General features: G+C 59.9%; 12 protein-coding genes and 1 pseudogene. 9 read left to right on the top strand and 4 right to left on the bottom strand.

Going from position 1 to position 11,733, the window contains the following annotated elements; genetic code table 11:
- The first annotated feature begins 99 nt into the window (after positions 1-99).
- Positions 100-429 (top strand): I78 family peptidase inhibitor, encoded by a 330-nt coding sequence (locus CAL20_RS16805; protein WP_094820709.1) that lies wholly within the window; start codon positions 100-102, stop codon positions 427-429.
- A gap of 178 nt (positions 430-607) precedes the next feature.
- Complete coding sequence (gene alkB / locus CAL20_RS16810) at positions 608-1,258, top strand: DNA oxidative demethylase AlkB (RefSeq protein WP_094838455.1); 651 nt, start codon at positions 608-610, stop codon at positions 1,256-1,258.
- Positions 1,259-1,381: 123 nt separating this feature from the next.
- Here the strand turns inward: alkB and CAL20_RS16815 are convergent, their stop codons facing one another.
- Positions 1,382-2,239: a hypothetical protein gene (locus CAL20_RS16815; RefSeq protein ID WP_094820781.1), complete on the bottom strand. Its 858-nt coding sequence runs from the start codon at positions 2,237-2,239 to the stop codon at positions 1,382-1,384.
- A 202-nt stretch (positions 2,240-2,441) separates the two neighbouring features.
- Between CAL20_RS16815 and CAL20_RS16820 the strand changes: the two genes are divergently transcribed.
- A complete protein-coding gene (locus CAL20_RS16820) occupies positions 2,442-3,062 on the top strand; it encodes a DUF937 domain-containing protein (RefSeq protein WP_094820707.1) in 621 nt (206 codons plus the stop codon).
- A 114-nt stretch (positions 3,063-3,176) separates the two neighbouring features.
- On the opposite strand, the gene CAL20_RS16825 is transcribed toward CAL20_RS16820, so the two are convergent.
- The gene (locus CAL20_RS16825; protein ID WP_176456471.1) at positions 3,177-4,844 is read right to left on the bottom strand and encodes a SulP family inorganic anion transporter; all 1,668 of its coding nucleotides are present in this window, start codon (positions 4,842-4,844) and stop codon (positions 3,177-3,179) included.
- Between the two features lie 238 nt (positions 4,845-5,082).
- On the opposite strand from CAL20_RS16825, the gene CAL20_RS16830 reads away from it, so the two are divergent.
- The 4 genes and pseudogenes from CAL20_RS16830 to CAL20_RS16845 all read left to right on the top strand — a co-directional run bounded on the left by CAL20_RS16830 (position 5,083) and on the right by CAL20_RS16845 (position 7,870).
- On the top strand, positions 5,083-5,436 hold the full coding sequence (locus CAL20_RS16830) for a YciI family protein (RefSeq protein WP_094820706.1): 354 nt from the start codon (positions 5,083-5,085) through the stop codon (positions 5,434-5,436).
- Between the two features lie 200 nt (positions 5,437-5,636).
- Positions 5,637-6,047 carry a VOC family protein gene (locus tag CAL20_RS16835; protein WP_094820705.1) on the top strand — a complete coding sequence of 137 codons (411 nt, stop codon included), beginning with the start codon at positions 5,637-5,639 and terminating at the stop codon, positions 6,045-6,047.
- A pseudogene (locus CAL20_RS16840) lies at positions 6,044-7,320 on the top strand (RNA polymerase sigma factor). Before CAL20_RS16835 ends, CAL20_RS16840 begins: the two are co-directional and overlap by 4 nt.
- Before the next feature lie 133 nt (positions 7,321-7,453).
- Positions 7,454-7,870, top strand: a complete 417-nt coding sequence (locus tag CAL20_RS16845) for a DUF4168 domain-containing protein (protein ID WP_094820703.1) — start codon at positions 7,454-7,456, stop codon at positions 7,868-7,870.
- A 10-nt stretch (positions 7,871-7,880) separates the two neighbouring features.
- On the opposite strand, the gene CAL20_RS16850 is transcribed toward CAL20_RS16845, so the two are convergent.
- The gene (locus CAL20_RS16850) at positions 7,881-8,099 is read right to left on the bottom strand and encodes a SlyX family protein (protein WP_094820702.1); all 219 of its coding nucleotides are present in this window, start codon (positions 8,097-8,099) and stop codon (positions 7,881-7,883) included.
- A 172-nt stretch (positions 8,100-8,271) separates the two neighbouring features.
- Positions 8,272-9,204: a LysR family transcriptional regulator gene (locus CAL20_RS16855; RefSeq protein WP_094820701.1), complete on the bottom strand. Its 933-nt coding sequence runs from the start codon at positions 9,202-9,204 to the stop codon at positions 8,272-8,274.
- Positions 9,205-9,382: 178 nt separating this feature from the next.
- Here CAL20_RS16855 and CAL20_RS16860 point away from each other — a divergent pair, with 178 nt between their 5' ends.
- Complete coding sequence (locus tag CAL20_RS16860) at positions 9,383-10,579, top strand: acyl-CoA dehydrogenase family protein (RefSeq protein ID WP_094820700.1); 1,197 nt, start codon at positions 9,383-9,385, stop codon at positions 10,577-10,579.
- A gap of 9 nt (positions 10,580-10,588) precedes the next feature.
- The gene (locus CAL20_RS16865; RefSeq protein ID WP_094820699.1) at positions 10,589-11,728 is read left to right on the top strand and encodes an acyl-CoA dehydrogenase family protein; all 1,140 of its coding nucleotides are present in this window, start codon (positions 10,589-10,591) and stop codon (positions 11,726-11,728) included.
- Positions 11,729-11,733 lie beyond the last annotated feature (5 nt).

The raw sequence follows: 11,733 nt of genomic DNA on the forward strand, positions 1-11,733 counted from the left end.
ATAACAGAACTGCCGGCCCGGCGTGGAATCATATGCAAACAAATCGATGATCAAGCTGGTCTATCATTGACGACTAATTTGCAAGAAGGAGTTTCTCTCATGATGCGCAAGCTGTTTCCCGTTATCCTCGTCGCCGGCCTCACCGCCTGCGCCTCCTCTGGAACGCAGCACACTTCATCGGATACCAGTACGTATGGCGGCAGTGGCGCGTCGTCCGGCACGGCCACCACCTGCGATGCGCAATCGGTACAAGATCAGGTGGGCAAGAAATACTCGGAGTCGCTCAACCGCACGCTGAGTTCGGGCGCCAATGCGACGCAACTGCGTGTGCTGAAGCCCGGCGAGGTCATGACTATGGAATACAACCCCACGCGCTTGAACGTAATCGTCGAAAGCGACGGCTCGATCAGCGCATTGCGCTGCGGCTGAGCACCAAACGAGTTCAAGCGCAAAAGCCGGAGTGTTGAGCATCGCAAGGATGCCTACATTGGAGTCATACCCGACTCTGACGCACACTCCGGCCCCGCCGCCCATGGCCGCGTGACTGCCATGGCCAGCCGCCGGCCAGCACGACAAAACACGAATCCCACGCCGACGCAGCCGTGCCATGAACCTGGACCTGTTCGCCCCCGAAGACTTCGCCCCAGCCAACGTGCAACTGGGTGCGCAAGCCGTTGTATTGCGAGGCTTGGCGCTGCCTTATGTTGATGCCATATTGGCCGAGCTGAAGGCCATATTCGCGGCGGCGCCTTTACGCCATATGGTGACCCCCGGGGGATTTCGGATGTCTGTCGCGCTGACGAACTGCGGCTCGCTCGGGTGGACAACAGATCTGAGTGGCTATCGTTATACCCAACTGGATCCGCAAACCGGCCTGCCCTGGCCCGCCTTACCCGCGTCGTTTGTGCGGCTGGCGCAGCAGGCGGCAGAAACTGCCGGTTTTCCGGATTTTCTGCCCGATGCGTGCCTGATCAATCGCTATTTGCCGGGGGCCCGCATGAGCTTGCATCAAGACAAGAACGAACGGGATTTCAGCGCACCCATCGTATCGGTGTCGCTGGGAATCCCCGCGACCTTCCTGTTCGGCGGGGACCAACGCGGTGACCGCGCGCAACGCGTGCCGCTGCAGCACGGAGATGTTGCTGTATGGGGAGGCCAGGATCGACTGCGATATCACGGCGTGTCCGAGTTGAAAGACGCCACGCACCCCTTGTTGGGCGCCATGCGTATCAATCTGACGTTTCGCCGGGCAGGCTGAAACAGCTAACGCGCTCGTCGGGATAGCTGCAGGCTCGTCTGCCAAGCCAGGTTGCGCCCCATGGATCGGCCGCGACCTGACGTCTTTCGTTTTGCCTTCGTTCGAGGCGCCGCGCCGTTCCTCTTATTTGTCCTGACGCGCCTCAGACAATGCCACGGTCAAGTGCATGACTTTCTTTTTCAGACTGTCACGCTCCTCAGTCAATGCCGCCACCAATCGACGCAGGCGTGCCACCTCGGCGGGATAGTCCTCGATGGCCTCAACGGGGGGCTCTGTTTCCGACTCGCCTTCCCCGACATCTGTGTCGCTTGACGGTGCTTTTGCCTTGGCTTTCGCCTCGCGAGCTTGGCGCGCGAGCTCTTTCAATGCCTTGCGCCCTTCGGCTGCGGCGGCGATCTGCTTGTCGACCGGCATTTCGGCAACGGCTGCAGCGGCATTGATGGAAATCTCGCCGGACTTGACCGCACGCACCAGTTCTGGCGCGGCTTCTTTTTGAATTTTTTCGATCTGGCCCAGCGTATTGCTGCTGACTCGTGCCGCGCGTGCCAGTGCCTGGCGATTGGGAATCACCACCGGCTCGGCCGGTGATGGTGCGGAAGTTGCCGCCTCGTCGGTTGAGCCAGCGTCCGCCTGCTGCTGTGCCTCCAGCTCCTGCTGCCGCTGTTGCAAGATCTCTTTCTTGCGCAACGCCAACACCCCTCGCTGGAAATCCGAGACACTGCGTCGGCCCAGGTGATTTTCAATCATCCATAACCGCACATCGTCCATCGATTTAAAGCGGGTATTTTGCGTGGTCTTGAACTCGATGCCGTGTTTGGTGCACAGCGCATAGCGGTTATGTCCGTCGACCAGGACATCGCCCCACAACACGAGCGCATCGCGGCACCCTTCGGCCAGGAGGCTGCGCTCGAGCGCCTCGTATTCATCCGCGCTCAGCGGGTCGATATAAGTTCGTAACTCTTCGTTAATCTGGATCGTCATCGTAGCGATTTTGGCGTGTATTTCGTCTGCGCGACCGCTATTAGAACATTGGCCTCGCGATACGGCTGCCGCCTGGCGAGATGCGTCCGACAAAGGATGGTGCTCCCCTGCGCCCGGACCAATCATCAACAACTGTCAAGAACACACCTGCGACGCTATCCGGTGGTACGCTTAGTCCACCTTTAACCAGGAAGAACACACCATGAACTCCCCCACTACGCTTTCCGACGAATTGCTCGCGCAGTTACAAGGCGGGCCGATGCAACAAATCTCTCAACAACTGGGGACCGATACGGCTCAAACGCAAGACGCGGTCAGCGCCGCGCTGCCTATGCTGCTGGGCACGCTGGGCCAGAACGCCTCGCAACCCGGAGGCGCCGAAGCCCTGTTTGGCGCACTGCAGCGTGACCATGCCGGCGGTGGCGCCGATCTGGGTGGACTGTTGGGTTCGTTGCTAGGCGGCGGTGCTGCCGGCACAGGCCAGTCCGACGGCGCCAGCATTCTAGGTAACATCTTTGGCGGCAACCAGCAACGCGCCGAAGAAAACCTCGGCCAAGCCACCGGCCTGGGCGGCGGCAATGCGTCGAACCTGCTCCAGATCCTGGCCCCGATCGTCATGGCCTTTCTGGCCAATCGCATGCAGGGCAACAACCTGGACGCCGGCGGACTCGGCGCCCAACTCGGCCAGGAACGCGACGCCGCCCAACAACAAGGCGGTGTGGGTGGTGGCCTGCTGGGCTCGCTACTGGACCAAGACGGCGATGGCCAAGTCGGCTTGGGTGACCTGCTGAAAATGGGCGGCGGACTCTTCGGTAAAAACTAGATTCCGTAAGCGCGCATGCAGCCCGGCCTCTACTGCACCTGCCGGATTGCCCCTTGCGGCCTTCGTCAGGCGCTGGACGCGCCGTCCAGCGCCTGACGCTTCTGCCCAGCTTTATTACGCTCTCGCGACAGCGTCCCGCATCTGCGGTGCGCCCCCAGCCGACAAGGCCTGTGGCAGCGTATCGAACATCCCCTGCGGCCCTACCAAATCGGCAATCATGGCTTTACGCAGTTTGCCTTGCACGCGGGTATTTGCCTCAGCCAGCAACACACGCACCCCCCGCGAACGTAACCGGACAATCACGTCCTCCAGCACCTGCAATCCTGTCACATCGACAAACGGCACGCGGCGCAGGCAAAGTACGAGGACGCGGGGATCCGTATTCGTGTTGTCGAGAGCTCGTTCGAAATTCTCTACCGCTGCGAAAAACAATGGCCCTTCGATGGTATAGACCAGCACCCCATCCGGGACATCGATGCCTGCATTGACTGCCAGCTCCCGGCTCAATTCATCGCGGCCCATTTGCTGAACCCCCACACTGGACGCCATGCGACGCAGAAAATGCAATGTCGCCAGGATCACGCCAATGTTGACGGCTACGACCAAATCGGCGAACACCGTCAAGACAAAGGTCACCAGCAAGATCACCACATCTGCCCGAGGCGCGCGACGCAGCATTTTGCCGAAATGCCGCAAATCGCTCATATTCCAGGCGACGATAAACAAGATCGCCGCCAAGGCTGCCAACGGCACATACTCTGCCAACGGCGCCAGCAGCACGACGATGGCGACCAAGGTCACGGCGTGCACGATGCCCGCCAAGGGACTGGTGCCACCATTACGGATGTTGGTCGCCGTGCGCGCGATCGCGCCTGTCGCCGCAATTCCGCCAAATAGCGGTGCGGCAATGTTCGCAATACCTTGACCGATCAGTTCCTGGTTGGAATTGTGGCGCGTGCCCGCCATCCCGTCGGCCACCACCGCCGACAGCAGCGACTCGATCGCCCCCAGCATGGCAATGGCAAACGCCGGACCGATCAACTCGACCACACGCGACAAGGTGAGCTCCGGCCAATGCCACGAGGGCAACCCCTGAGGTACGCCGCCAAAGGCTGACCCTATCGTTGCAACGCCGTCGAAACCAAACAAGGCCTGCAGCACCGTGGCAGCCACTAACGCAATCAAGGGGCCTGGCACGCGCCTCAGATATGGCACCCGAGGCGACACAATCAAGATCGCCAGACTGATCAAGGCTAGCGCCGTCGTCGCCACATGCAACTGGGGCAAAGCCTGCAATAGCTGCCAGAATTTCTCGTGGAAATGCGTACCCGTGATACTGGGCAGACCGAAAAACTCCTTCCACTGCCCGACCCAGATGATGACGCCGATACCGGCCGTAAAGCCCACAATCACAGGCGCCGGAATGAATTTGATCACGGCTCCCATACGAGCCACGCCCAGCAACAGCAGAATGATGCCCGCCATCAGGGTGGCAATCTGCAACCCTGCCACCCCGTGCTCGGCCACGATGGCAGCCAGGATCACGATGAACGCGCCGGTGGGACCCGCAATCTGCAGCCTGCTCCCCCCAAATATCGATACGCATAACCCGGCAATGATCGCGGTGTACAAACCCTGTTCGGGCTTCACGCCGGACGCGATTGCAAATGCCATCGCCAATGGCAACGCCACTACCCCGACAATCACTCCAGACACGATATTCGGCAACCACTGCCGCCGCTGAAACAGCCCCGCCCGATAAGCTTCCCGCAACGCGATCACGACGTCGATCCTTTGGAATAAACAGCACGCCCCACCCAGGGGGCAAATACAGAATGACACAGTCTACTGCTATGGCCGTGCGATGCTCTACTGCCACGACAGGACGGGCACTGACAAAGCGCAAACAACGCGCATTCAGCGTTCCGCGGGCAGCGCTTTCCAGCACGGCACAGATGACACTTCCATTCGCCCCACTGCCCGGCTAGACTGCGATTCTTCGCCTATTCAGGAGACTGTCATGTCTTTTATGATGCTCATCGTCGAGCCGATCGGCCAACGGGCGCAACGCTCGCCTGAGGAAGGTCATGCCGCCTACGACAGCATGATGCAATTCGCAGCGGATCTGAAATCACGCGGCTTGCTGCAAGACGCACAATCCCTCAAGTCAGAAAGAGAAGGCGTGAGACTGCAAGTGCGAGATGGCCGGCAACGCCTGCTGGACGGCCCGTATGCCGAGGCGAAGGAAATGATCGGCGGCTTCTTTCTGCTGAACTGCGACACGCGCGAGCAGGCGATCGCTATCGCTGCCGAATGCCCCGCCGCCCAGTGGTGCACGGTAGAAATACGCGAACTAGGCCCCTGCTTTGCTTAGCTTGCGGCAACGGGCCTGCGGGAAGTTTGAGTTGCCACTTGGCGTTGCGATGCCGATTGCATACAGATTGATTAGGGTTTTCCCTTAAATTCAATTTTCTTGTCGATTGCAGGAAATCTGATTCGTCGTAGCCATAACAGCCGCAATCAACCTGGCTGCCACGTACCTCCCAACTCGACCTCCCACTTTGAGAGTCCACCATGCACAAGCAAATTTTCGTCAATCTCGCCGTTGTTGATCTGCCCGCAGCCATGGCCTTTTTCCGCAAACTCGGGTTGGACTTCAATCCCCAGTTCACCGATCAGAACGCAGCCTGCCTGGTTTTGGGTGAAAACCTATACGCCATGCTGCTCACGCGCGACTACTTCAAGACGTTTGTCAATAAACCCCTGTGCGACCCGAAGCAAAGCACAGAGGTTCTGATCTGCCTGTCGTGCGAGAGCCGCGCCGAGGTTGACGATCTGGTCGCTCGCGCCGTCGCCGCGGGCGGCTCGGTACCTCGCGAACCCCAAGACTATGGCTTCATGTACGGGCATGCGTTCGAAGATCTGGACGGCCATATCTGGGAACTGATGTATATGGATCCCAACGCGGAAATGCCGCAGCAATGAGTTCACGCGACGCCGTCCACCGGGCCATCGAGACCGTCTGGCGCAGCGAGTCCGCCAAAGTCATCGCCAGCGTCGCGCGCGTCGTGCGCGACGTGGGCCTGGCCGAAGAACTCGCTCAAGATGCGCTGGTCACGGCCTTGGAGCACTGGCCCCGCGACGGCATTCCTGACAAACCAGGAGCCTGGCTGATGACCACGGCCAAGAACCGCGCCCTCGACCGATTGCGGCAGCACGCATTGCATGAACGCAAGCACGAGCAATTGGGTTATGAAATGGACGCGTTGCAAACCCATGTCGAACCCGATTTCGTCGACGCACTGGACCAGGCCCGCCAAGACGAGATCGGCGACGACTTGCTGCGACTGATCTTTACGGCCTGCCATCCTGTGTTGTCAGCCGAGGCACGTGTCGCGATGACGCTACGTCTGCTGGGTGGTTTGCGTACCGATGAAATTGCCCGCGCCTTCCTCGTTTCCGAAGCCACCATCGCCCAGCGCATTGTCCGCGCCAAGCGGACCCTGCGCGAGGCACAAGTCCCATTCGAAGTTCCTCGTGGAAAGGACTTGGCGGCGCGCCTGATTTCAGTGCTGGAAGTGATTTACCTGATTTTCAACGAAGGCTACGCCGCCACGGCAGGCGAGGACTGGACGCGTCCCACCCTTTGCGATGAAGCCCTGCGATTGGGCCGCATTTTGTCTCACTTGCTCCACAAGAAAGCGAGGTTCACGGTCTGGTAGCGTTGATGGAACTGCAGGCTTCGCGACTGGCGGCTCGGACCGATGAACAAGGCCACCCGATCTTGCTCATGGACCAAGACCGCAGCCGCTGGGATGCGCTGCAAATTCGACGCGGCCTGGCCGCATTGCATCGCGCACAGAGCCAGCAGGACACATTGGGCCCGTACGCCCTGCAAGCAGCGCTCGCTGCCTGCCACGCACGCGCCGCTCGTGCCGAGGACACCGACTGGCCGCAGATCGTTGCGCTGTATGACGCATTGGTGCAAACCGCCCCCTCGCCTATCGTCGAACTCAACCGGGCGGTCGCGGTAGGTATGGCGTACGGCCCGCAGGCCGGGCTCGCGCTGACCGATGCCTTGCTGACTGAATCGTCTCTGGCCGACTATCACCTGCTGCCCAGCGTACGCGCCGATTTCCTGGAGAAGCTGGGCCGCCGCGACGAAGCTGACGCGGAATTCCACCGCGCCGCCGCCCTCACTCGCAACGCGCGTGAACGTGAGTTTCTACTGTCCCGAGCGCGTGCGCTCAAGTCCTGAACCGCCTTGAAACGCCCCGTAACGCGAGGTCCCTGCGGACAGTCACATGCGCAAACATCCGAAAGCTTGAACCATACTCGGTGGGCTTGTCATCATGGAGGGGTACGACGTTCAAACTATGAAGGAGGTCTCCATGCCGCGTTCTACATACGCATTCTTTGCCGCAGCCGTACTCGCCGCGAGCCTGTCGCCCGCAGCGGTTCTGGCCCAAACGGCACAGGCACCGGCTGCGCAACCCCCTGCTCAAATGCAGCCTGCCATCAAGCCGACTGAAGCACAGCTGCAGAAATTCGCCAGCGCCTCGCAAAAGGTCGCCATGGTTGCCGACGAGTATCGCCCGAAGCTGCAAGCCGCAAAGGACGAACCCGCTCGCCAACAGGTCTATCGCGAAGCCGATGACAAAATGGTAAAGATGGTGCAAGCCGATGGTCTGACGGTGGATGAATTCAACGGCATCGGTCAAGCCGTCGAACAAGATCCGCAACTACGCCAGCGCGTGATCGACATGGCTCAGAAAAACGCGCCCGCAGGCGGTACGGCGCCTCGGTGAGCCCTCGCGCTCAATAGTGCGGCGGAATCTCGTCAAGCAGACTCCGAAAAGACCCGCCCGCATTATCTGGCGCTTGTTGGCGTAAATCCGCCAGCTCACGCGCCATCCGCTCGATCAGTTGTTGCTGGCGAAACAGCGACTGGTTCAACTGATCGAGCATATCCTCGGCCAAGCCCAGTTTGATTTCCAGATCCGCCAGACGACGGTCGGTATCAGTAGCAGCATTCATCTTGATTCACTTTAAACAGTCTGCGGCATGTGCTCTGTGCGCATCGATAATCCGATGACCTGCTATCGATGCATCAGTCATCGACATCAACGCCCATAGGCTCACTTCGAGCGTCCGCGTCCACTAGCGCGCCGCTGAAGGACATTATCGCAGGTCTGGCTCGGCCCATACCTCATCTGCTCGCCCGCGGCAGCAACAATCCCGGCCGCCCGACATGCGCGGCATGGGCCTTGTCCATAATGAACTCGATCAATAGCGTCAATGCGCGAGGTTGATGCCGGCTCGGCATTGCCAGCAAATACATTCCCCGTCCAAAAATGCTCAAGCGCCAGTCATCCAGCGCCGTCAGCAGGCGCTCCTGGACAATATCTTCATACACGACATAGTCCGGGACAATCGCTACGCCCAAGCCAGCCAGCGCGGCATCCCGCAAAAACGCGTAGTTGCGTGACACAATCGTCGGGTCCAGAGTGACCTGCTGGCGTTGATTGCCCTGATAAGCCGACAGCCTCAATGGCCGGCCGATCACCGCCGCGCTGATTACTGGCGCCCCCGACAGATCATCGAGGTTACGCGGCAGAGCATGACGTGCCCGATAAGCCGGCGACGCGCAGACCACGTAACGCACTTGTCCCAGCTCGCGCGCCACCAGGTGACTGGGAGGCTCTGACATGATACGCACTGCGATATCCACCTCGTCACGCAGCAGGTCCTCGACACTGTTCTCGAACAGAACGTCCAACACAATATCGGGGTAGCTGCGTTTGAACTCGAGCAACCACGGCGTCATGACGAACTGGCCATAGCCGCTGGGCACACTCAAGCGGACGCGCCCCTGCGGCGTTCTACCCAATGATTCTACGGACTCCTGAGCAGCGGCGAGCTCATCGCGGATGCTGCAACCATGCTGATAGAGCTTGAGCCCGATCTCGGTGGGCTCGACGCGGCGCGTCGTACGCCGCACCAGTTGCATCCCTACTGCCCGCTCCAATTGACTCAGGTGATAGCTCACATTGGCTCGCGTCATTTTCAGGCGACGCGCGGCCTCGCTCAGGTTACCCGCGTCGAGTATTTCCACCAGCAGCGTCAGTGATTTCGTGTCCATAAGGACTAATTGTCAAATTTTTTTGAACGCAATGTCAACTGTAGATGTAATTGTCAAGCCTTGCTTACTGATGAAGAATAGAACGCTGCCGCGGCCTATATCCCTCTTCCCGTCAGGAGGTTTGTACGCGTGTAGCCGCGCCGGCTTGTTTGCAATTTACTGATCGCGAGAATCCCTGATGGATCTGACTTTCACTCCCGAAGAAGAGGCCTTTCGCACCGAGGTGCGTGCATTCCTGGCCGCCGAACTGCCCGAGTCCCTGGCTCGCAAGGTGCGTGAACACCGCCATCTGCACAAAGCCGATATGGAGGCCTGGCATGCGATCTTGAACGCCAGAGGTTGGCTCGCCAGCCACTGGCCGCAGGAATACGGCGGCACGGGCTGGACGGCTGTGCAGAAATTCATTTTCGAAAACGAATGCGCACTCGCCCACGCCCCGCGGATCGTGCCGTTCGGCCTGAGCATGCTGGGGCCAGTGCTGATCAAATACGGCAACGAAGCACAGAAGCGTTATTGGCTGCCGCGCATCCTGAATGGTGAGGACTGGTGGTGCCAGGGCTATTCCGAGCCCGGTGCGGGCTCGGATCTCGCGTCGCTGAAGACCAGCGCCGTACGCGATGGCGATCACTACATCGTCAACGGCCAAAAAACCTGGACCACCTTGGGCCAGTACGCCAACATGATTTTCTGCCTGGTGCGCACGCGCACCGACGGCAAGCCTCAAGAAGGCATCAGCTTTCTGCTGATCGACATGAACACCCCTGGCATCGAAGTCCGCCCCATCGTCACCCTGGATGGCGGTCACGAGGTTAACGAAGTCTTCTTTTCCGATGTCCGCGTCCCCGTCGAAAATCTGGTGGGCGAAGAAAATCGTGGCTGGTCCTGCGCCAAGTACCTGCTGACCTACGAGCGCACCAATATTGCAGGGATCGGTTTCTCGACAGCGGCCTTGCTACAGCTGAAGGAAGTCGCCGCTCGACAACAGAAAAACGGCCGTCCCCTGCTGCAAGATCCCGCCTTCGCAACCCGTCTGACGCGTATCGAAATCGACCTGGACAACATGCGCATCACGAATCTGCGCGTCCTGGCTGCCGCAGCCAACGGCGGCGCACCCGGCGCAGAAAGCTCGATGCTGAAGATCCGCGGCACGCAGATCCGCCAGGAAATTTCATCGCTGAACCGCCGCGCCATGGGCCCCTATGCACGCCCCTATGTGGCTGAGGCGCTCGAGGATGGCAACCAGCATCTGAGCATCGGCCCGGCAGGCGCGGACAGCGCCGCTGCGCAGTACTTCAACAACCGCAAGCTGTCGATCTTTGGCGGCTCAAACGAAATCCAGAAGAACATCATCTCGAAGATGATTCTGGGCCTGTAAGGAGCCGCCATGAATTTCAACCATACCGAAGACCGGCGCATGCTGTCGGATATGCTCACGCGCTTTGTGGCCGAGCAATACGGTTTTGCCGTGCGCGACCGTATTGCGAATTCCGCCGAAGGCTACAGCATGGAGTTCTGGCAACGCTATGCTGAACTAGGTGCGATCGGCGCCTTGTTCGACGAGGCCAATGGTGGATTTGGCGGCCATGGTTTTGACATCGCTGTGGTGTTTGAAGCATTGGGGCGAGGCCTCGTTGTCGAGCCATTTCTCGATACTCTGATGGCCGGCGACGCTATCGCTGCCGTAGGAACCTCGGCCCAAAAAGACATCCTGGAAAGCGTGCAAACCGGCGCAACGCGAATCGCACTGGCGCACACGGAACCGCAAGCCTATTACGAGCTGGCCCACGTTGACACCTATGCGGTACGTAACGAGAACGGTTGGACGCTGAACGGCCACAAAGCCGTCGTCGCCCAAGCCGAACATGCCGATGTATTCGTCGTATCGGCACGCACGTCCGGCGACGCAGAAAGCGAACAAGGCATCACCCTGTTTCTGATACCGGCAACCACGCCCGGCCTGCATATCAACGGCTACCCATTGATCGATGGCGGACGTGCGGCCGATATCACGTTACGCGACCTCGCACTACGGGACGATGCAGTCTTGGGCACGATCGATCAGGGATACGCCACCCTGGAACGCAGCGTCGGCAAAGGCGTCCTCGCGTTGTGCGCAGAGGCCCTCGGCGCCATGGACGCAGCCCGGGACGCAACCTTGGACTATCTGCAAACGCGCAAACAATTCGGCGTCCCTATCGGTCGGTTCCAGGCGCTGCAACACCGTATGGCCGACGTCCTGCTGGAAATCGAGCAGGTCCGCTCCGCAGTCATCAACGCGGCCGCGCAACTCGATCACGCCGACCGGATCACACGCGAACGCGCCCTGTCCGCTGCGAAATACACCATCGGCCGCGTTGGCACGCTGGTCGCCGAAGAATGCATCCAGTTGCATGGAGGCATCGGCATGACATGGGAACTGCCCCTCGCGCACTACGCCAAACGGCTGATCATGATCGATCATCAGTTGGGTGACGAAGATCATCACCTGAATCGCTATATCGCCTTGGCTAACCAGTCCGGTTGACGACA

This window comes from Bordetella genomosp. 4 (assembly GCF_002261185.1).
Taxonomy (GTDB): Bacteria; Pseudomonadota; Gammaproteobacteria; order Burkholderiales; family Burkholderiaceae_B; genus Bordetella_A.

Excerpts from the sequence above, each read along its gene's own strand:
- CAL20_RS16850 (WP_094820702.1), bottom strand. The coding sequence starts at position 8,099 with ATGAATGCTGCTACTGATACCGACCGTCGTCTGGCGGATCTGGAAATC.
- CAL20_RS16865 (WP_094820699.1), top strand. The coding sequence starts at position 10,589 with ATGAATTTCAACCATACCGAAGACCGGCGCATGCTGTCGGATATGCTC.
- CAL20_RS16835 (WP_094820705.1), top strand. The coding sequence starts at position 5,637 with ATGCACAAGCAAATTTTCGTCAATCTCGCCGTTGTTGATCTGCCCGCA.
- CAL20_RS16830 (WP_094820706.1), top strand. The coding sequence starts at position 5,083 with ATGTCTTTTATGATGCTCATCGTCGAGCCGATCGGCCAACGGGCGCAA.
- alkB (WP_094838455.1), top strand. The coding sequence starts at position 608 with ATGAACCTGGACCTGTTCGCCCCCGAAGACTTCGCCCCAGCCAACGTG.
- CAL20_RS16845 (WP_094820703.1), top strand. The coding sequence starts at position 7,454 with ATGCCGCGTTCTACATACGCATTCTTTGCCGCAGCCGTACTCGCCGCG.
- CAL20_RS16815 (WP_094820781.1), bottom strand. The coding sequence starts at position 2,239 with ATGACGATCCAGATTAACGAAGAGTTACGAACTTATATCGACCCGCTG.
- CAL20_RS16805 (WP_094820709.1), top strand. The coding sequence starts at position 100 with ATGATGCGCAAGCTGTTTCCCGTTATCCTCGTCGCCGGCCTCACCGCC.
- CAL20_RS16860 (WP_094820700.1), top strand. The coding sequence starts at position 9,383 with ATGGATCTGACTTTCACTCCCGAAGAAGAGGCCTTTCGCACCGAGGTG.
- CAL20_RS16855 (WP_094820701.1), bottom strand. The coding sequence starts at position 9,204 with ATGGACACGAAATCACTGACGCTGCTGGTGGAAATACTCGACGCGGGT.
- CAL20_RS16820 (WP_094820707.1), top strand. The coding sequence starts at position 2,442 with ATGAACTCCCCCACTACGCTTTCCGACGAATTGCTCGCGCAGTTACAA.